Genomic DNA, 18653 nt, shown 5'->3' with positions numbered 1-18653 from the left:
GGAACATATCAACCGCCCGCGCCAGAGACTTGAAGTGACTCTGCTTTTTGCCCGCATTGAATCAGAATCAGAACTTGAGCCAAGCGACTCAAACACCTGATCCGACTCAAGCTTTTGCACTCTCCGTCAGGTCCTGCAGAAATTCCAGCAGCGCACCGGTAAAGACGTCATTGCGGTCTCCTGCGACCATATGGCCGGCTCCCGCAACATCGGCCAGCCGGGCATGGGGCACGAGCTGACGAAACTCGTCGAGGTGCTCCTTGCTGACCAGTTCTGACTGACCGCCGCGCACAAGCAGCACTGGCAGCGTCAGCCGGGCGGCAGCGGCAACGAGCTCAGCCTCCACCTTTGCCCGCAACTCATCCTCCCCTGCATGGCGTGCGGCGATAAAGGCCGGGTCCCAGTGCCAGCGGTAGCGGCCATCGGCATGCAGGCGCAGGTTCTTGGCCAGCCCGTCCAGCGAACGCGGACGCGGGCGGTGCGGCAGATAGGCGGCGATTGCGTCCGCCGCGTCCTCCACAGTGGCAAATCCCTCGTCAACCTTCTCAGCCATGAAGTCGAGAATGCGGGAAACACCGCCTGCATCAACGCGCGGTGTAATGTCGACCAGAACCATGGCCTCCAGCCGGCCTGGCGTCAGAGCGCCCTCGGACAGCAGCCCGGCAAGCCCGCCGAGCGATGCACCAACCAGCACAGGACGGCGGCCATGGCTGTCCGCCAGCTGCGCCGCCACAACGGACAGGTCCCGCCCGAAGTCAGCGAAATCATAGGCGCCGGAGGCCACCCACTCGCTGTCACCATGGCCACGCTGGTCCATGGCGTAGGCCGTAAAGCCAGCCTTGGCGAGGCGGCTGCCCGCCCCTGCCCAGGCGTGACGCGTCTGCCCACCCCCATGCAGCAAGAGCACAGGCTGGCCGGATCCGTTGCCGAAACGGTCAGCTGCAAGCCGGTTTCCTTCAGCACCGGTAAAGCTGGTGGCGGCAGGGGCGCTCATGCTGTCTGCGCCAGAAAATCGAGAACACCCTGCTTGTAGACCTTGTCGCCCACGGCGATCATGTGGTCGCGGTTGGGGATCTCCAGCACCCTTGCGCCCGGAATGAGATCCGCCAGCGCCTGCGGCGATCCGGCAATGTCATCCTTGGTGCCGACGGCCACCAGAACGGGGCGGGTGATGCGGGCGACATCCTCTTCGGAGATCTTCTGCCGCGAGGAGCGGATGCAGGCCGCCAGCGCCCGCTTGTCGGCGCCGGTCTGTTCGGCAAAGGCGCGGAACGCCCGGCCCGTACGATCGGGAATCTCCTGCAGGCTTTCGGCTTCCAGCGCCCGTGCAATCGGCTCGCCATCACCGATGCCCGTGATCATGCCGTAACCCATCCCGCCGAAGATCGCCCGGCGCACCCTGTCTGGATGATTGAGCGCGAGAAAGGCAGTGATGCGGGCGCCCATGGAATAGCCCATTACATCAACGCTGGAGAGACCGAGATGATCCAGCAGCCGCCGGGCATCCTCGGCCATAATCGGGGCACTGTAATCCGCCGGATCATAGAACTTGCCGCTTTCGCCGTGCCCCCTGTTGTCGAGAGCGATCACACGGCGGCCATCCTTGACCAGAAGATCTACCCAGCCAGGATTGACCCAGTTGACGGCCTTGTTTGAGGCAAAGCCGTGGATCAGCAGGATCGGCTCACCCTGCCCTTCATCAATGTAGGCAATGTCGGCGATATCGGATTTGAAAACGGGCATGCAGGACCTGACGTTTACGTTAAAGGCAGAGACATTTTGCCCGATACCTTAGGCGCAAGATCCGCAGCTTGGAAGTCCCCCGGAATGGCTGATATGCCTTATGAAGGGACCGGGAACTTGCGCACTTGCGCTGCTCACTGGAAATCCGCCAAGCCCCCTACACTTTCCGGCGCGGTGGCGGTATGTTCGCGCATCTTTTGACCCGGACAGCAATCTTGGACAGGTGCCATGGCGGATCACGTAGTCCCGCATTTCCAGAACAGCAGCGGCCACGAAAGCGTGGAAGTTGGTGCCCATGAATTCATGTGCATCGGCGCAAATCCTCCGTTCGATCACCCGCATGTGTTCCTCGACATGGGCGATGAAGACCAGATCGTCTGCCCCTATTGCTCGACGCTCTACAAGTTCAACCCGGCCCTGAAACCGGCTGAAGCAAACCCTGCGGATTGCGTCTGGGTTCCGGCGGCTGCCTGATTCCCGGCCAGCTGACGTATCTTTCTGCGGCGCCCGCCGGGCGCCGCAGATCCGGCATTCCCTTTCGGGTCAGGAGCGGCCATGACGCATCCCGTCATCATAGCCGGAGCGGGCATCGGGGGGCTGACCGCTGCTGTTGCTCTGGCGCAAAAAGGTTTTCCCGTCATCCTGGCCGAAAAGGCCGCCTGGCTTGAGGAAGTGGGGGCAGGCATCCAGCTCTCCCCCAATGCCACGCATGTTCTGGCTGCCCTTGGCGTGCTGGATACGGTACGCAGCCATGCCTTTGAACCGCAGGAATTGACGATCCGCAGCGCAAGGCACGGCGGCAAGCTGGCCCATGTGCCGCTTGGCGCTGCTGCCGCAGACCGGTATGGCGCCCCTTATCTGCTGGTGCACAGGGCCGACATTCAGCGCGCCCTGCTGGACGCTGTCCATGCATTACCGGCGGTTTCCCTGCGTCTCGGCACCCGCGTTTCATCCGTCGCCGATGAGGGCGGCAAGCTTCTGGTCACACTGGCACAAGGAGCCACTGCGCCCGAGACCCTTGAGGCTCACGCGCTGATCGGTGCCGATGGCGTGCGTTCCGCAATACGCCAGACGATCCTCAACGGCCCTTCTCCCGTCTTCTCCGGCCGCACGGCCTACAGAGCAACCGTACCGGCCAGCCTGATCCCGCCGCAGTTTCTCGCCGGATCCGGCATCTGGTTCGGCAAGCAGGCCCATCTTGTTCACTATCCGCTGCGGCAAGGACGTGAGTTCAATCTTGTCGCGCTGCTGGAAGAGGATTGGGATGCGCCGGGCTGGTCGGAACCCGCTAGCAAGGAAAACCTGCTCCAGCGCTTTGCCGGTTGGCCCGAACAGGCCCGGAACCTGCTGCGCCTGCCGGACGGATGGCTCCGCTGGGCCTTGCGGGCTGTTGATGCGGGCGGCGTCTGGCAGAAGGGCCGCATCGCCCTGCTGGGAGACGCCTGCCACGCCATGCTCCCCTTCGCGGCACAGGGCGCGGCCATGGCTATCGAGGATGGTATCGTTCTCGCCCAGCGTCTGGCGGCCCAGCCGGACAATCCAGCTGCAGCACTTCAGGCCTATGTGCGTGAGCGCCAGCCCCGCTCGGCCAAGGTGCAGCAGACCGCGGCCACCAACTCCACCATCTATCACTTTGGCCTGCCTGCCGCGCTGGCCCGCGATACGGTGCTGCGCCTGTCCTCGCCGCAATCGCTGCTGGAGCGAATGGATTGGATCTATGGCTGGCGCCCGCCTGCACATGCTTGAGCGCGCCGTAAACCTGAGATAAAGCGTTTTTCCCGGCATGGATGCTGCCAGCAGCCGGGTAATCCCGGAAAGGCAACAGGCCATGCAGAGCGACAGCCCCAACGACATCGTGACCGCCGCTTTTCTCGTCATTGGCGACGAAATCCTCTCCGGACGGACCAAGGACAAGAACATCGGCCATGTGGCAGATGTGTTGACCATGACCGGCATCGATCTGCGCGAAGTGCGCGTCGTCCCGGACGAGGAAGAGCGTATCGTCGAAGCGGTGAATGCCCTGCGCAGCCGCTATGATTACGTCTTCACCTCCGGCGGCATCGGCCCCACGCACGATGACATCACGGCCGATTCCATTGCCAAGGCCTTCGGCGTCAGTATTGACTATGATCCGCGCGCCATGGCCATTCTCGAAGCCCATTATGCTCCGGGCCAGTTCACAGATGCCCGCAAGCGTATGGCTCGTATTCCGGCCGGCGCTGACCTTATCGAAAACCCGGTTTCCAAGGCACCCGGCTTCTGCATTGGCAATGTGTATGTGATGGCTGGCGTGCCGAATATCATGCAGGCCATGCTGGACGCAGTGGTGCCCACCCTGCGCACTGGCCGCAAGATCCTGTCGCGCAGTGTCGATGCAGCCCTGCCCGAGAGCCGCATCGCCGACGCCCTGCGCCAGATCCAGAAGGACCATCCCGAGACGGTGATCGGTTCCTACCCCCGCAATCAGGACGGCCGCTACTCGACGCAACTCGTGATCCGCGCCCGTGATGAAGCCCCTTGAACCTTGCAACCGAAGCGGTGGAAGCAGCCGTCGCTGCGGCTCTCAGCAACGCCTGAACAGGAAAAGACCTCCATGGAAAACCCGGACCAGCCGAAAGCCTTCCCCGTCTCATGGGACCAGTTCCACCGTGACGCACGCGCCCTTGCCTGGCGCCTGTCCGGTCAGGGGGAATGGAAGGCCATTGTCTGCATCACCCGTGGCGGGCTCGTGCCGGCCGCCATCGTTGCCCGCGAACTCGGCATCCGCACCATCGAGACGGTATGCGTCGCCAGCTATCATGACTATGAGAATCAGGGCTCGCTGCAGGTGATCAAGCCGATTGATCCGCGCGTCATCGGACTTGATGAAGGCGAAGGCAGTGGCGTTCTGGTGATCGACGATCTGGTCGACACCGGCAAGACCGCCCGGGTTGTGCGTGAAATGCTCCCGAAAGCGCATTTTGCAACCGTCTATGCCAAGCCGATGGGACGCCCGCTGGTCGACACCTTTGTGACCGAAGTCTCGCAGGACACCTGGATCTATTTCCCCTGGGACATGGGCTGGCAGTTCCAGCCGCCGCTCGCCAAGACGACCGCAGGCTGATTGACTGCACGCAGTAAAGACCGGAGGGCGCAGGCACATGTCTGCGCCCAAAGTCTATCTGCGCCCTTTTTGCCACAGTGATGCTGCTGTGCTGCGCCTCCACCGCCGGTCACAGTGATTTGGCTACACCCGCCCCCTCGCTGCCACATTCCCCCGTAATGAGGGGACCATGATGACGGCCTTGAGAGGAAATCTGGCGATTCTGGCGCTTGCTCCGGCTCTTTTGATGCTGGTGCTTGCACTTGCCGTGATGCGCCCTGCCCAAGCCCATTCCGCCTTTCTGAGAGCGGGATTGATCAGTCTCGAGGTTCTTCAGCCTGCCTCCGGCAAGGTCATCGCCAGTATAGCGCCCCAAACGACTATACCGGACGAAGAAGCGCCAGTGCTGCCAGGTCAGGGCGCTCCCTGCAAGATCATGCTGTGCACCGGCATCATCGGCTTTCCTGTGCAAGAGCAGCCGCAGCGGGTGAGCGTACCAGCCGGGCCCCTGCTCTTCGGCCCGCCAGAACATTATGGCGATGTTCCCGCACGCCAGGACGACCCTCCCCGAAATTCCGCCAATCAAATCTTTCGTGACAATGGAACGGATTAAGCCCCCGGCAAGTTAAATCGGGGAGTTTGTCGCCAGGAGCCGCGCCGTGCAGCATATTGCCGCCGGCTTCAGATCAGAGTTGAGGTTCTAGATGCTTTTATCCCGCCGCCGGTTTCTTGTTGCCGCCTCGGCAACTCTTCTTGCCGGCTGTAACAGCCGCTATGTCCAGCCGGTCCCTTCTCCGGGCATGGCCCGTGACGGCTACGAGGGCGCAGCTCCCTCCTACAGCCAGATCCCGGCCGAATATCTGCAGATGTACGGACCGATGCCGAACGAGCAGTTCCCGATTCCTGCTGCGGATCTGCGCCGCGTCAAGCCGCAGTTCTTCCGTCAGATCGTGCCCTATCAGAGCCCGGAACCGACTGGAACCATCATTGTCGACACGCCCAACCGCTACCTCTATCTCACCATGGAAGGCGGACAGGCCATGCGGTACGGCGTCGGCATCGGCCGCGCCGGTTTCACCTGGGGTGGCGCTGCCCGCATCGCCTACAAGCGCGAGTGGCCGAAATGGACGCCGCCGTCCGAGATGATTGCCCGTCAGCCCGAGTTGGAGCAGTACCGGAACGGTATGGAGCCCGGTCTCGCCAATCCGCTTGGCGCCCGTGCGCTCTACATCTTTGAAGGCGGCCGCGACACGCTCTACCGCATTCACGGCACGGCAGAATACTGGACGATCGGCACTGCGGTATCTTCGGGCTGCGTGCGCATGATCAACCAGGACGTGATCGACCTGTATAACCGCGTGCCCAACGGCACGAAGATCGTGGTGATTCAGGCTCCGGAGAGCGCCCCGGTTGCCGGTGGTGCGCAACAGGGCTTCGCCCTGCCGAGCTGAGGCAAAATGCCGGGGCCTGCGTCCTCAGGCGCGGATCGTAACCTTGCGGGTGGCGCGGATGAACTCCGGCGTCACCTCGCAGCCGATGGCATGGGCTTCCACGCCAGCTGCCATGGCCTGCCTTAGGGCCGCCGCATAGGCCGGATCAATGTCGGCGGCAAAATCCAGTTCGCTGCAATCGGGACGCTGCACCAGATAGACCATCACGGCCCGGTGCCCCGCGCGCACCATATCCTCCAGTTCCACCAGATGCTTGGCCCCGCGTGCCGTCACTGAATCAGGAAATTCCGCAAGTCCGGCCTGACGCATCAGATGGACGTTCTTCACCTCCACATAGGTGAGCCCGCCGCCTGCGTCTTCCAGCAGAATGTCAATCCGCGAGTTCTTGCCGTATTTGACTTCCCGCCGCAGGTGGGCAAAGCCAGAAAGCTCCGGGATGAGCCCGGCCAGCAACGCCTCTTCCACAAGCTTGTTGGGATGGGCTGTACTGATGCCGACCAGCGCTCCGTCTGCCTCGATGATCTCCCAGGAATAGGCCAGCTTCCGGGCGGGATTGTCCGAGCGGGACAGGTACACCAGCGAACCCGGTGCATTGAGGCCCAGCATGGAGCCGGGATTGGCGCAATGGGCAGTGACTTCCTCGCCGCTGTCCAGCACCACATCCGCCAGAAACCGCTTGTAGCGCTTGACCAGCCGCCCACGGATGAGAGGTTTGCCGAAATCCATCGTCGAGCCTTTCAGTTTGCCCAGAAATCGCGGTCGAGCAGCACCAGCACGGTGAGAAGCTCCAGACGCCCTAGCAGCATGGCAACGCTCAGCACCCATTTGGCTCCGTCCGGTACGGCCGCATAGCTGCCGCCGGGCCCGACGACCGGGCCAAGCCCCGGACCAATATTGGCAATCGCACTGGCCGCCGCGGAGAATGAGGTCATGGCCCCCAGATCAAACACGGACAGCGCCAGGGTGACCGCGCCGACCGCGCCAATATAGACGATGAGATAGGACAGAACCGAGAAGGAGAGCTCCGGTGTCAGCCGGGTGCGGCCGAAGTATTCCGGCGTCACCCGGTTGGGCCGCACCATCTTGCGCAAATGCGAGCGCACGGTGCCGAAGAACACCTGATAGCGGAAGATCTTGATACTGCCGCATGTCGAGCCCGTACAGCCGCCGACAAAGAACAGCATCAGCACGAGACCGGCCACCGCACTGCCCCAGGCCTGATAATCGGTCAGCACAAAGCCTGTGGTGGAGGTGATGGAGACGACCGTGAAGGCCGCTTCTCTGAAGGCTTCGTGGAAAACAAGCCCCTGCGTGCCACCCAGATGCACGGTCAGGCCCAGCGTCACCACGGCCATGAACAACAGGAAGGCACGCACCTGCGGATCGGTCCAGAGCTGCAACGGCCGCCCGCGCAGCGCCTGGACAACCAGTACGAAAGGCAATGCGCCAAGAATCATGAAGAAGATCGAGATCCAGACCACTGCCGGCATGTCCGCAAAGGCCGCAAAGGAGGCATCATGCGTCGAGAAGCCGCCCGTCGCCACCGTGGTCATGGCATGGTTCACCGCATCGAAGGTGTCCATGCCGGCCACGATATAGGCAAGCACACAACCAAATGTGAGCAGCAGATAGCAGCCGGCGATCAGCCGGATATGCTGCACGGAACGTGCGACGATCTTTTCCGTGCGGTCGGCCGCTTCGGTCTGGAACAGCTGCATGCCCCCAACCCTGAGAAACGGCAGCAGCACCACCGCCATGATGGCAATCCCGGCGCCGCCCATCCATTGCAGCATGGAGCGCCAGACGAGAAGCCCCGGCGGCAGGGAATCAAGCCCCTCCAGCACTGTTGCCCCTGTGGTGGTAAAGCCGGAGACAGCCTCGAACATGGCATCCGCATAGCCGATGCCGAGCCACAGGAACGGCAGCGACCCGAAGGCAGGCAGCGTCACCCAGGCCACAACCGTCAGCACAAAGGTCTGGCGCATGTTCAGCCCGCGGCGCAGTGTGCCGCGCATGGCAAGGGCCAGCAGGGTGCCCGCAAGGCTGGTGAGAAAAGCAGAGAAGACGAAGGCCTGCCAGTCGGCATTCTTGCTCGCAACATCCACCATGGCCGGCACCAGCATGGCCGTCGCAAGAGCGGCGTAGAGAAAGCCGAGAACACTCAGGATAGGGCGCAGAGCAATCAAGTCAGGACTTTCCGCCGGAAAACGTCACCACCGCCGCATCAGGCATCACCCCGCCGGCACATGCGCCAGACATTGCCGCGCCACACCCGCCCTGTCGAGCCCGGAATACGCCCCATCCCCTGTTGAGGGCGCAGTTTGGCGGGGGGAATAGGTTGAAGGAAAGCCGTAAGACATGTCTTCCACTCTTGCGGCAGGATTCCTGAGTGGCGAACGGCAACTTCATATCGTTCTGAAAATTTTTTCCCCGTATTTTCCGTTTCAGGCCAAGCCGATCCGGGATTGAGGCGATATAGATGACCCGATCCCTCGCACCGGCGATCCGGCTCTGGGATATTACATCCTCTGTCCTGCCGGGGCGGCTTTCCCGAGAGCCGTGTTTCCGGCCCTTCCCCCAACAGGTTCCTTGCCCCGTGAACATGCAATCCACTCCGCCCGATCAGCAAAGCCTTGCGTCCGCCGAGCCGGATAGCAATCCGGCGCCATTGGTGCAGATCAAGGGTGTGGCAAAGATTTATCCGGCCCGCAGCGGCCATGCTGCCGTCGAAGCACTGAAGGACATTGACCTGTCCGTCGCGCGCGGGCGCATTCTGGGCGTCATCGGGCGTTCGGGCGCCGGCAAATCCACGCTGATCCGCCTCGTCAACGGGCTGGAGCGGCCCAGCCGGGGCGCGGTGATTGTGGACGGCACCGATCTGACGCAGCTGAGCGAAGCCGCCCTGCGCGCCGAGCGCCGCTCCATCGGCATGATCTTCCAGCATTTCAACCTGCTGGCCCGGCGCACTGTGTTCGACAACGTCGCCCTGCCGCTGGAAATCATCGGTGCCAGCCGGTCCGAAATCGAACGGCGGGTGCGCCCGCTGCTGGATCTGGTCGGCCTTGATGGCAAGGCAGACCGCTATCCGGGGAGCTTTCCGGCGGGCAGAAGCAGCGCGTCGGCATCGCCCGGGCTCTGGCCACTGACCCGAAGGTGCTGCTGTCCGACGAGGCAACATCGGCACTGGACCCGGAGACAACGGAGCAGATCCTCGATCTGCTGCGTCAAGTAAACCGGGAACTCGGCCTCACCATCCTGCTCATCACCCACGAGATGAGTGTCATCAACGCCATCACCGACGAGGTGGCGGTGATCGACGGCGGCAAGATCGTAGAGCATGGCCGCACCTTTGATGTCTTCACCGAGCCGCAGCACGCCACCACCCGCAGCTTCGTCTCTGCCGTGACCGGCGCGATTCTGCCGGAGCACCTGCGCGCCAGGCTGCAAACTGCGCCTCAGCCCGGCGGGCAGGCGCTGGTACGCCTCGTATTCAAGGGCGAAGGCAGCCAGAGCCCCTTCATCAGCCACTTCTCCCGCACGCTGGGGCTGGACCTTTCCATCGTGCAGGGCAAGATCGACCAGATAGCAGGCCAGACCTATGGCCAGCTTGTGGTCAGCGTCGATGCTGCGCCTGAAACCCTTGCCGCCGTTGAGGCGGGTGCCCGCTCCCACGGCCTGACCAGCGAGGTGCTTGGCTATGTTGCCTGATTTCCTGCCGCCGCACATTCTCAAGCTGATCTTCGACAGCCTGCTGCAAACCCTTCACATGGTTGCCGTTTCCGGCCTTCTGGCAACGGCCATCGGCCTGCCGCTGGGCGTGTTTCTGGCCACCAGCCGCAAGGGCGAACTGTTTGCCGCCCCTGCCCTCAACTCTGTGCTGGGCCTCATCGTCAATGCGGCACGCTCTACCCCTTCATCATTCTGGTGGTGGCCATCGTGCCGCTGACCCGGCTGATTGCCGGAACTTCAATCGGCACCACGGCAGCCATCGTGCCACTGACGATTGGTGCAACGCCCTTCGTTGCCCGCGTCATCGAAGGCGCCATCCGGGGCGTGGATCAGGGTCTGATCGAGGCTGCCCGTGCCATGGGGGCAACGCCGCTGCAGATCGTGCGCAAGGTGCTGCTGCCGGAAGCTCTGCCTGCCATCACCCATGCCCTCACCTTCACCGCCGTCAGCCTCATCGGCTATTCGGCCATGGTCGGCGCCGTTGGCGGCGGCGGCCTGGGTGATCTCGGCATCCGCTTCGGCTACCAGCGCTTCATGCCCGACGTGATGCTGGCCGTCGTGCTGGTGCTCATTCTTCTCGTGCAAGGCGTGCAAAGCCTTGGCGACAGCCTTGCCCGGCGCTTCGACAAGCGCGCCCGGCATTGAACGTTCCGCTTGTCATTTCCCAGAACCGGAGTGCTCACATGCTCTTCAAGTCCATTGCCGCGTCCCTGACCGGCGCCGTTGCTGCCCTCACTCTCTTTGCTGCCGCGCCGGCCTCCGCCGAGACGATCAAGGTCGGCGTCACCCCAGGCCCCCATGCCCAGATCATGGAAGAAGTGAAGCGCCTTGCCGCGCCGAAGGGCCTCGATATCGAAATCCTCGAATTCTCCGACTATGTGGTGCCGAACGAGGCGCTGAACGCCGGTGATCTGCAGGCTAACTCCTTCCAGCACAAGCCTTATCTCGACAACCAGATCGCCGACCGTGGCTACGGGCTGACGGATGTGGCCTTCACGGTCAACTTCCCCATCGGCGTCTATTCGCAGAAGTACAAGGCCATCACCGACCTGCCGGAAGGCGCGACGGTTGCCATCCCGAACGATCCGACCAACGGCGGCCGCGTGCTGCTGCTGCTGGACGACGCGGGCGTGCTGAAGCTGCGTGAGGACGCAGGCGTCAAGGCCTCGATCGCCGACATCGTCGAGAACCCGAAGAACCTGAAGATCGTTGAGATCGACGCCGCCCAGCTGCCGCGCTCGCTGCCGGATGTGGATGCCGCAGGCATCAACACCAACTACGCCAAGGAAGCCGGCCTTGATCCCGTCAAGGATCCGATCCTGCGCGAAAGCCCGAAGGGCCCGTATGTGAATATCATCGCCGTGCGCACGCAGGACAAGGACGCCGCCTGGGTGAAGACCCTTGTGGAAACCTACAATTCCGATGAAGTGCGCAAGTTCGTGGATGACACGTTCAAGGGCGCGGTTCTCGCCAGCTGGTAATCAGCCCGGCACATTGACTGACGTAACCGGCAGCGCCCCTTTCCAGCAATTGATTGGGGCGCTGTTGTTTTTGGGAGAGGCGGCGGATGGGGATATCTAGCCCCCTCAGCCCCTGCCCAATCCCGCAGCCCAGCGGGAGACATCCGCCGCAGCCCGTTTGCCGGTGATGGCGTCGGCCACCCCTAGGCCCATGAGCGGGCCCAGCTTGAAGCCGTGGCCGGAGCAGGCACTGAGCAGCCAGCCGGATTTGCCCAGAGGCTCGCTGACGAAACGCTCATCCGCCGCGACGGTGTAGTAGCAGATCTTCTCCTCGATGATCCGGTAGTGGTCCGAGCCGCGCAGCGTGCCGGTCAAGGCTTCGCGCACGGGGGCGATGTCGGCAGCCGTTGGCGTGCGGTCATCACTGCCGTGGCCGATGCGGGTGAAGCGGTGGTCGCCGATCTTCAGCCGCGTGCCGTTGCATGGCGGCAGGACGTAGGCGCCATAGCTGCCGCTGCCCATGTCGATGATGATGGGCGCCTGCGCCCATGCGGAAGCCATATCCTGCGGCGGCTCCAGATAGAGCACCAGCTGGCGCGACGGCACGAGGCGTTGAGCGGTCTGAGGCACCAGATCACTCACCCAGGCACCGGCGGCCACGATGACAGCATCGAAGCTCTCGCGGCGGCCGTCCACCGTCACCGTGGCGCTGTCCGGGTTCACATCCGTCACGTGGGAGTGAGATCTGAGATCGGCGCCGTTTTCTGCCAGCCACGCGGCGAGCGCCGTAATCGTGCGGGCGGCGAAGAGCACACCGGTTCCGCCCACTTCGAAAGCCTCGCGGATGCCGGATGTTTCCAGCACCGGGATCATGGCCTCAAGCCCGTCCAGCGGCAGGGGGCGGATGGGGATGCCCAGCGCCTTCATTTCCGCTTCGGCGGAAGGGAAATAGCTCACCTCCCCGCGCGAGACATGCACCATCGGGCGCGGCTCGAAATGGCACTGGCCCAGATCCAGCCAGAGCGCGTCATAGGCACGGAAGGCTTCCGGCATCAGCTGGCCGTAGCCATCGAGCCCCGGATAGATGTGGCGGGTGATGCGATGCTCGTCGTGAGAGGTCGCCAAAGGATTGGGGATCGGCCCTTGATCGAAAACAGTCACGTCCAAACCGGCCTTGCGCAGAGCCCATGCAGCCGACAACCCGCCAATACCAGCGCCAACAATCGCAACTTTCACCGGTCATTCTCCCGCTTTCATGCGGCCCTACCTTAGCTCCCTCAGCCAGCCGGCAACAGCGGCACACGGCCTTGCCCACAGGCAGAAGGCAAAACTCAGCAAAGAGGCGTCCAATTTTCCAGTCTGGTGCGGACGACGGGACTCGAACCCGTAAGCCGTTTGAGGGCGGCGGATTTTAAGTCCGCTGTGGCTACCAGTTTCACCACGTCCGCAGGTCTGGGCCGGAGCCGAGGCGCGCCCTTAGGGCGGGTCTTGTCCGGGGGCTGCAAGCCCCTCTGAGGAGCATGAGCAGGATGCCGGGGGAGGCTTCTTCCGGCGCGGGGTATGAGGTAGCGGCAGCGGCGCCGGTCTGCAAGTGCAAATTGGGGCAGGCCGACAGGCGGCAGCAGGGCTGGTGGCCGGCGGGGTCATGCCTGGTTCCGGGCTCATCCCGAACTGGTCCAACGGCCTTTCGCCCCTTTTTCCCCTGCCTCCCCAAGCCAGCGGCAGGAAAATTCTTCTGCGGGGGCTGACACATCTTTCCTTGCAAGCCGGGGCCGCTCATATTAGGCGACAGAACAGACAGGCGAGCCCCATGACAACAGGCAGCATGCAGCCCCGGTCAGGTGCCGCGCGCCAGAGCACCACCGCCTTGCGCGCCAGGGCACCAAAGTCCCATGCGCAGCGGGTTCTGGACCTTCGGCACAGGGCGGAGACGAATCGGATCAGAACGGAACCCATGGTCACTTACATCGACGCAGCCACCGCCCCGCTCAAGAACACCGGCCAGGTACGGCTCTATTCGCCGGAGGATTTCAAGGCCATGCACAAGGCCGGTCAGGTGACGGCCGAGTGCCTTGATGGCCTTGCGGACATTGTGAAGCCCGGCGTAACCACGCAGGAGCTGGATGATTTCGTCTACCGCTTCGGCCGCGACAAAGGCGTGCTGCCGGCAACGCTCTATTACCGGGGTTATACCAAGGCGAGCTGCACCTCGATCAACCATGTGGTCTGCCACGGCATCCCCAATGACAAGCCGCTGCGTGAAGGCGATATCGTCAACATCGACGTGACCTTCGTGGTCGATGGCTGGTATGGCGACAGCAGCCGCATGTATCCTGTCGGCGAACTGAAGCGCTCGGCTGAACGGCTGATCGAGGTGACCTACGAGTCGCTTCTGCTGGGCATCGAGGCCGCCCGTCCCGGCAACACCACGGGCGACATCGGCTATGCCATCCAGACCTTCGTGGAAAAGGAGCGCTGCTCCGTGGTGCGCGATTTCTGCGGGCATGGTGTCGGCCGTCTCTTCCACGACACGCCCAACATCCTGCACTACGGCCGCAAGGGCGAAGGCATCGAGCTGAAACCGGGCATGATCTTCACCATCGAGCCGATGGTGAACCTCGGCAAGCCGCAGGTGAAGGTGCTGAGCGACGGCTGGACAGCCGTTACCCGTGACCGCTCGCTCTCGGCTCAGTTCGAACATGCTGTCGGCATCACTGACACGGGCTGCGAGATCTTCACGCTTTCGCCGAAGGGCCTGCACCGGCCCGGCTTCGATAAGGTCGCCTGAGCAGGACAGACTGATCTCCCGCATACCCCTCTTCAGCTCTTCAGACCACGGAACGCGGCATGCCGAAGGACGACACGGGCGACAGGACGGATGAGGCACGGGGCGGCTTTTCGGAGCGCGCGCCCGAGCCGCATTACACCGAGCATCGCAAACGGGTCCGTGAAAAGTTCCGCAAGCTGGGTGGTGACGGCTTTGCCGATTACGAGCTGCTGGAGCTCGTGCTGTTTCACGCGCTGTCCAGAAGGGATACCAAGCCTCTGGCCAAGGCGCTTCTGCAGCGCTTCGGCACCTTCACCAACGTGCTTGCCGCATCTCCCGAGCGGATCATGGAAGTGCCAGAAGCCGGTGAAGCTGTTGCAGGTCTGCTGAAACTGCTGCAGGCCTGCGCCACCCGCTATGCGAGAGGCGAAATCGTGGACCGGGAACCGTTGTCCTCCTGGTCCAAGGTCGTCACCTATGTGCGCGCCGCCAGCGGCCATGCCGACCGGGAAGAGTTCCGCATCCTGTTCCTCGACAAGAAGAATGGCCTCATCGCCGATGAAGTGCAGCAGCGCGGCACGGTGGACCATACGCCGGTCTATCCGCGTGAGGTGATCCGCCGGGCGCTGGAGCTTTCGGCCACCGCCATCATTCTGGTCCACAATCACCCAAGCGGCGACCCGACGCCGTCACGTGCCGACATCCAGATGACGAAGCAGATCATCGACATTGCCAAGCCTCTTGGTATCGAGGTGCATGACCACATTATCGTGGCGCGCGGCTCGGAAATCAGCTTCCGCGGTCTGCAATTGATCTGAGGCCGGTCACAGGCGCGGCCCCGCCGCGAAGCAGAGCATCAAAAGCATACGGCTAGCCCGCGCATCACGCCCGGTCAGCGGTTACCTCACGCGCATGCGCCCGTTGCGCGGCTTCGCAAAGCCAGCCCCAGAACATCAGATACCAGTCCCGCACGCCAGTCAGGAAGGCGGGGGTCAGCTGCAGTTCACCTTGATCGCGGCGCTGCACCAGCCATCCGGACGCCTCCGCCTTGTTGATGACATTGCGCACGTGGGAATGAGAGATGCCAAGCTGAGCAGCGGCTTGCCTTGCGGAGAAGGGCAGCCAGGGCGTTTGCCCCTGCGCACCGTAATGGGCCTTCAGCAGAAGCAGCGCCAGCCGGTCACCACAGTCGAACCGGTCGAACCACGGCCAGGCCCCCTCGCCCGCCAGTGCTTCCCGGGTCTGGCGCACCATGTCGTGAGTCTCGGCGACAAAGCGCAGGCCGTAGGCGGGATCATCACGCAGACGCAGATGGAGGTCCGGCTCCGGCAATGGCAACCCGGCCACTCCGGCGCAGGCCAGATGATGCGACAGCCAGGTCTTGAGACCGTTCAACATCAGCTCCGTTGGTTCCAGCCGCTTTTCGCGCCGGTTGCCGGAGGCCTCAACTGCCCTAACGTAACCAGCAAGCTTCAGCAGGCCAATAAAGCTTGCCAGCGTGCGGCTGCGGCCCATCTGCTGCTGAAGGACGGACAGCGTGGCCTGCTCCCCTCACCAAGCTGCGCCCGGCAATGAAGAATGGCGAGCAAGCCAGCCGCGTGAGATTGCAGGCTCTTGCCGAAGATCTTGTTGATCAGCCGCTCGCCCATGTGCATGGGCAGGATGTTGTCTGCGCAGCGCAAGATTGCCGCCGCATAGGCACTCTCATCCATCTGCTGCGGCCAGCTTCTCTTCATTTGTGCAAGCTGATCCATGCGGCCTCCCGTTTCAGCAGCACGATAATATCAAATCCATGCCGCTCCCGAGCATTCCCAGGGTATGCTGCTTCAGCATCAAGTGCTTTGGTATAACAGCTCGGGCTCTCGGGAAAAGATCCCTGGCGCTGCGGTCCTGCACCTATCTGCGGCAATGCAGGTTTGTCTGTGAACGTCTGGATCTGCAGATGCTTGAGGAAAGCAAATACGCGGCGTCAAAACTGCTTGCCAGCGATACAGAAAAACAACCGGCAGGATGTCAGGCGGCTCCATTCTTCCATGCAGCGTTACAAATTCGCTCTTTGTGAACTGGCCTTAACCAAATCCATCCGCCATTCCTTAAGTCTTTTCCCGGAGAGTAATTGTCAGAAGCCGGGGGCGGGTTGCATGAATCAAGGCATAGGGACACAGGGAGGAAAAATAGCAAACACGATCATCATTCCGGTGATTGGTGTGATGCTGCTTGCTGTCCTGTTTGTCTTCGCAATTCTCATCTGGTCGTCGTCCTTGACAGATTCTGCCGCAGAAGACAGCGAGCGCAGTCTGATTGAGGGATCTCTGGCGATGCAACTGGACCAGCTGAGCAGTCAGCAGGAGGCTGCAGCCGTATGGGATGATGCCTATTTCCGGGCAAAACGTGGTTCGGAAGAGGCCGCGTGGCTGCTGCACCAGGTCGCCATTTCCCTTTCAACAGTGCACGGCCATACCAAGACGGTTATCTTGAACCGTAATCTGGAAGCCATCGTCACCTACGACGATGATGGCGCCGTCAACTGGTTTGACGACAAACTGCTCAATGCACTGCGCAGACCGGTGGCCGACGTCCGGGCCAGCTACATCTCAAGCTTCCGGAAAACGGCCGCAGGCACCTTCCGGTTTCAACCGGACTACCGTGCCAATCACAGGACCATTTTCGAAAATGGCGTTGTCATGGCGGGTGGGCGTCCGCATTACTTCAGCGTGACGGCAATCTCGCCACAGACACACAACGCGAGCGCAGAGCGTGAAGATCCCGCCGTTCTGGTGAGCCTTGTCGCCATGACGCCTTCAGTTCTGGGGCGTCTGTCCGGAATGGCAGGGATTTCCGGGATCGAAGCCGGCCCGGTTCAACAGAGCCGGAGAGACTTGGCCTCTGTCCTCGTATTTGACCCTTCAGGCCAGCCAGTAACGCGCCTCAACTGGCGCTCATCCCGTCCGGGATCGCTGATGCTCATGCGCATTTTGCCGGTGCTTGTTCTGCTCGTGCTAGCCATCGCCGCCATGACGGCTCTCCTGCTGAACTACGCAAGGCAATCGACACGCAAGCTCGCCAACAGCGAGGCCCGCGCCATCTATGCAGCCCAACATGACAGCCTGTCCGGCTTGCCGAACCGCGACTACTTCAGCCGTATGCTGGTGGAAGCACTGGCGAATGCACACGATGAACGCAATGGCAAAGATCTGACGGCCGTCATCTACATCGACCTCGATCATTTCAAGGACATCAACGACACGCTAGGCCATGCAGCCGGCGATGAAGTCATCAAGGCAGTGACAGCGCGCCTTCGGACCATCGTGCCGCCGACGGGCATGCTGGCGCGCATTTCAGGCGATGAATTTGCCATGATCCTGTCGGGCTGCCGCTCGCGCTCTCTCATCGAATATCAACTCAGCCATATTCAGGATGAGCTGAGCCGTCCACTGCGGGTTGCCGGAAATGAGCTCTATGTCAGTCTGTCCATGGGGGCAGCCATTGCCCCGCAGGATGGCACGACCGCAGGTGAGCTGCTCCGCAAGGCGGATATCGCGCTCTACGATGCCAAGGCCAATGGCCGCCGCCGCTGGTCCTTCTTCGATCCGTCCATGGAAGAGCATGTTCACACCCGCGACAAGATCGCCCGCGATCTGCGCCGCGCCATCGACAATGACCTGCTTTCGGTCGCTTACCAGCCACAGCTGGACAGCCGAACCGGCAGGGTCGCCGCAGTGGAAACACTCGTGCGCTGGACTCATCCGGAACATGGACATGTCAGCCCGGCCATTTTCGTGCCCATTGCCGAAGAAACGGGCCTGATCAACGACCTGGGCCTCTGGGTGCTGCGCCGGGCATGTCAGGACGCGCATCATTGGCCGGACATCACTGTTTCGGTCAACATCTCGCCAACTCAGTTCCGCCATCCGCGCTTCATCGACCAGGTCATCGAGACCCTCTCCGCCTATGACATGGCCCCCTCACGCCTGGAAATCGAGGTCACCGAGTCGGTCTTCGCTGGCAAGGACGATACCGTTCTGACGGCCATGAAGCGGCTCAAGGAACTGGGTCTCAAGATTGCGCTGGATGACTTCGGCTCAGGCTATTCCAGCCTCAGCTACCTGCGCCGTTTCCCGTTCGACATTCTGAAGATTGACCGGGACTTCATCTTGCCGGTCGACGAAAGCCCGCAGGCCCAGGCAATTGTGCGCACCATCATTGATCTGGGCGCAGCCCTTGGCATGACCGTGGTGGCCGAAGGCATTGAAACGGCGCCGCAGGTGCAGTTCCTCACCAGCGCAGGCTGCGAGCGCATGCAGGGCTACTACATCGGCCGCCCTGCCCCCGTTGAAACGGTCTCCGCTCTCATCCAGACCATCAGCCTTGATCCGATGATCCTGCGTCCCGCGAGCCGTCTCGCCGGATGACGGCACACG

General features: G+C 62.5%; 16 protein-coding genes, 1 tRNA gene and 3 pseudogenes. 12 read left to right on the top strand and 8 right to left on the bottom strand.

Annotated elements, in window-relative coordinates; all coding sequences use genetic code 11:
* Nucleotides 1-106: 106 nt before the first annotated feature.
* Both ACQB61_RS06030 and ACQB61_RS06025 read right to left on the bottom strand, forming a co-directional pair.
* Nucleotides 107-994, bottom strand: a complete 888-nt coding sequence (locus ACQB61_RS06030; protein WP_430511890.1) for an alpha/beta fold hydrolase — start codon at nucleotides 992-994, stop codon at nucleotides 107-109.
* Nucleotides 991-1743 carry an alpha/beta fold hydrolase gene (locus ACQB61_RS06025; RefSeq protein WP_430511889.1) on the bottom strand — a complete coding sequence of 251 codons (753 nt, stop codon included), beginning with the start codon at nucleotides 1741-1743 and terminating at the stop codon, nucleotides 991-993. The genes ACQB61_RS06030 and ACQB61_RS06025 overlap by 4 nt, the downstream gene beginning before the upstream one ends.
* A gap of 228 nt (nucleotides 1744-1971) precedes the next feature.
* Between ACQB61_RS06025 and ACQB61_RS06020 the strand changes: the two genes are divergently transcribed.
* The 6 genes and pseudogenes from ACQB61_RS06020 to ACQB61_RS05995 all read left to right on the top strand — a co-directional run bounded on the left by ACQB61_RS06020 (nucleotide 1972) and on the right by ACQB61_RS05995 (nucleotide 6276).
* Complete coding sequence (locus ACQB61_RS06020) at nucleotides 1972-2217, top strand: zinc-finger domain-containing protein (protein WP_019966482.1); 246 nt, start codon at nucleotides 1972-1974, stop codon at nucleotides 2215-2217.
* A gap of 81 nt (nucleotides 2218-2298) precedes the next feature.
* A complete protein-coding gene (locus ACQB61_RS06015) occupies nucleotides 2299-3489 on the top strand; it encodes an FAD-dependent monooxygenase (protein WP_430511888.1) in 1191 nt (396 codons plus the stop codon).
* An 82-nt stretch (nucleotides 3490-3571) separates the two neighbouring features.
* Nucleotides 3572-4320, top strand: a pseudogene (locus tag ACQB61_RS06010) (competence/damage-inducible protein A).
* Between the two features lie 16 nt (nucleotides 4321-4336).
* A complete protein-coding gene (gene gpt / locus ACQB61_RS06005) occupies nucleotides 4337-4846 on the top strand; it encodes a xanthine phosphoribosyltransferase (RefSeq protein ID WP_019966479.1) in 510 nt (169 codons plus the stop codon).
* Nucleotides 4847-5015: 169 nt separating this feature from the next.
* Entirely contained in the window at nucleotides 5016-5438 is a 423-nt protein-coding gene (locus ACQB61_RS06000; RefSeq protein ID WP_430511887.1) for a hypothetical protein, read from the top strand.
* Between the two features lie 91 nt (nucleotides 5439-5529).
* Entirely contained in the window at nucleotides 5530-6276 is a 747-nt protein-coding gene (locus ACQB61_RS05995; protein WP_430511886.1) for a L,D-transpeptidase, read from the top strand.
* A 24-nt stretch (nucleotides 6277-6300) separates the two neighbouring features.
* On the opposite strand, the gene sfsA is transcribed toward ACQB61_RS05995, so the two are convergent.
* Together sfsA and ACQB61_RS05985 are read right to left on the bottom strand one after the other, a co-directional pair.
* Nucleotides 6301-7002, bottom strand: a complete 702-nt coding sequence (gene sfsA / locus ACQB61_RS05990) for a DNA/RNA nuclease SfsA (RefSeq protein WP_430511885.1) — start codon at nucleotides 7000-7002, stop codon at nucleotides 6301-6303.
* An 11-nt stretch (nucleotides 7003-7013) separates the two neighbouring features.
* The gene (locus ACQB61_RS05985; RefSeq protein ID WP_430511884.1) at nucleotides 7014-8462 is read right to left on the bottom strand and encodes a TrkH family potassium uptake protein; all 1449 of its coding nucleotides are present in this window, start codon (nucleotides 8460-8462) and stop codon (nucleotides 7014-7016) included.
* Nucleotides 8463-8878: 416 nt separating this feature from the next.
* On the opposite strand from ACQB61_RS05985, the pseudogene ACQB61_RS05980 reads away from it, so the two are divergent.
* The 3 genes and pseudogenes from ACQB61_RS05980 to ACQB61_RS05970 all read left to right on the top strand — a co-directional run bounded on the left by ACQB61_RS05980 (nucleotide 8879) and on the right by ACQB61_RS05970 (nucleotide 11486).
* A pseudogene (locus ACQB61_RS05980) lies at nucleotides 8879-9984 on the top strand (methionine ABC transporter ATP-binding protein).
* Nucleotides 9974-10650: pseudogene (locus ACQB61_RS05975) on the top strand (methionine ABC transporter permease). Before ACQB61_RS05980 ends, ACQB61_RS05975 begins: the two co-directional pseudogenes overlap by 11 nt.
* 38 nt (nucleotides 10651-10688) lie before the next feature.
* Nucleotides 10689-11486, top strand: a complete 798-nt coding sequence (locus ACQB61_RS05970) for a MetQ/NlpA family ABC transporter substrate-binding protein (protein ID WP_430511883.1) — start codon at nucleotides 10689-10691, stop codon at nucleotides 11484-11486.
* Between the two features lie 105 nt (nucleotides 11487-11591).
* Here the strand turns inward: ACQB61_RS05970 and ACQB61_RS05965 are convergent, their stop codons facing one another.
* Nucleotides 11592-12701, bottom strand: a complete 1110-nt coding sequence (locus ACQB61_RS05965) for an NAD(P)/FAD-dependent oxidoreductase (protein WP_430511882.1) — start codon at nucleotides 12699-12701, stop codon at nucleotides 11592-11594.
* Between the two features lie 124 nt (nucleotides 12702-12825).
* A tRNA-Leu gene (locus ACQB61_RS05960) sits at nucleotides 12826-12913 on the bottom strand.
* 506 nt (nucleotides 12914-13419) lie between these two features.
* Here ACQB61_RS05960 and map point away from each other — a divergent pair.
* Nucleotides 13420-14253: a type I methionyl aminopeptidase gene (map, locus tag ACQB61_RS05955; RefSeq protein WP_430511881.1), complete on the top strand. Its 834-nt coding sequence runs from the start codon at nucleotides 13420-13422 to the stop codon at nucleotides 14251-14253.
* Between the two features lie 59 nt (nucleotides 14254-14312).
* The gene (gene radC, locus ACQB61_RS05950) at nucleotides 14313-15050 is read left to right on the top strand and encodes a RadC family protein (RefSeq protein WP_430511880.1); all 738 of its coding nucleotides are present in this window, start codon (nucleotides 14313-14315) and stop codon (nucleotides 15048-15050) included.
* 64 nt (nucleotides 15051-15114) lie between these two features.
* On the opposite strand, the gene ACQB61_RS05945 is transcribed toward radC, so the two are convergent.
* Together ACQB61_RS05945 and ACQB61_RS05940 are read right to left on the bottom strand one after the other, a co-directional pair.
* Complete coding sequence (locus tag ACQB61_RS05945; protein ID WP_430511879.1) at nucleotides 15115-15747, bottom strand: hypothetical protein; 633 nt, start codon at nucleotides 15745-15747, stop codon at nucleotides 15115-15117.
* The gene (locus ACQB61_RS05940; protein WP_430511878.1) at nucleotides 15705-15986 is read right to left on the bottom strand and encodes a hypothetical protein; all 282 of its coding nucleotides are present in this window, start codon (nucleotides 15984-15986) and stop codon (nucleotides 15705-15707) included. The genes ACQB61_RS05945 and ACQB61_RS05940 overlap by 43 nt, the downstream gene beginning before the upstream one ends.
* 456 nt (nucleotides 15987-16442) lie before the next feature.
* On the opposite strand from ACQB61_RS05940, the gene ACQB61_RS05935 reads away from it, so the two are divergent.
* Nucleotides 16443-18644 carry a putative bifunctional diguanylate cyclase/phosphodiesterase gene (locus ACQB61_RS05935; protein WP_430511877.1) on the top strand — a complete coding sequence of 734 codons (2202 nt, stop codon included), beginning with the start codon at nucleotides 16443-16445 and terminating at the stop codon, nucleotides 18642-18644.
* Nucleotides 18645-18653 lie beyond the last annotated feature (9 nt).

The sequence above is a fragment of the Pannonibacter phragmitetus genome, from assembly GCF_050510895.1.
Lineage (GTDB): Bacteria > Pseudomonadota > Alphaproteobacteria > Rhizobiales > Stappiaceae > Pannonibacter > Pannonibacter phragmitetus_B.
This window is presented reverse-complemented; position numbering and strand designations above follow the sequence as displayed.

What these genes read in the sequence shown, in the direction of transcription:
- ACQB61_RS05995 (WP_430511886.1), top strand. Translation starts at nt 5,530, where the DNA reads ATGCTTTTATCCCGCCGCCGGTTTCTTGTTGCCGCCTCGGCAACTCTT.
- map (WP_430511881.1), top strand. Translation starts at nt 13,420, where the DNA reads ATGGTCACTTACATCGACGCAGCCACCGCCCCGCTCAAGAACACCGGC.
- ACQB61_RS06015 (WP_430511888.1), top strand. Translation starts at nt 2,299, where the DNA reads ATGACGCATCCCGTCATCATAGCCGGAGCGGGCATCGGGGGGCTGACC.
- gpt (WP_019966479.1), top strand. Translation starts at nt 4,337, where the DNA reads ATGGAAAACCCGGACCAGCCGAAAGCCTTCCCCGTCTCATGGGACCAG.
- sfsA (WP_430511885.1), bottom strand. Translation starts at nt 7,002, where the DNA reads ATGGATTTCGGCAAACCTCTCATCCGTGGGCGGCTGGTCAAGCGCTAC.
- ACQB61_RS06000 (WP_430511887.1), top strand. Translation starts at nt 5,016, where the DNA reads ATGATGACGGCCTTGAGAGGAAATCTGGCGATTCTGGCGCTTGCTCCG.
- radC (WP_430511880.1), top strand. Translation starts at nt 14,313, where the DNA reads ATGCCGAAGGACGACACGGGCGACAGGACGGATGAGGCACGGGGCGGC.
- ACQB61_RS06025 (WP_430511889.1), bottom strand. Translation starts at nt 1,743, where the DNA reads ATGCCCGTTTTCAAATCCGATATCGCCGACATTGCCTACATTGATGAA.
- ACQB61_RS05945 (WP_430511879.1), bottom strand. Translation starts at nt 15,747, where the DNA reads ATGGGCCGCAGCCGCACGCTGGCAAGCTTTATTGGCCTGCTGAAGCTT.
- ACQB61_RS06030 (WP_430511890.1), bottom strand. Translation starts at nt 994, where the DNA reads ATGAGCGCCCCTGCCGCCACCAGCTTTACCGGTGCTGAAGGAAACCGG.
- ACQB61_RS05935 (WP_430511877.1), top strand. Translation starts at nt 16,443, where the DNA reads ATGCTGCTTGCTGTCCTGTTTGTCTTCGCAATTCTCATCTGGTCGTCG.
- ACQB61_RS06020 (WP_019966482.1), top strand. Translation starts at nt 1,972, where the DNA reads ATGGCGGATCACGTAGTCCCGCATTTCCAGAACAGCAGCGGCCACGAA.
- ACQB61_RS05940 (WP_430511878.1), bottom strand. Translation starts at nt 15,986, where the DNA reads ATGGATCAGCTTGCACAAATGAAGAGAAGCTGGCCGCAGCAGATGGAT.
- ACQB61_RS05970 (WP_430511883.1), top strand. Translation starts at nt 10,689, where the DNA reads ATGCTCTTCAAGTCCATTGCCGCGTCCCTGACCGGCGCCGTTGCTGCC.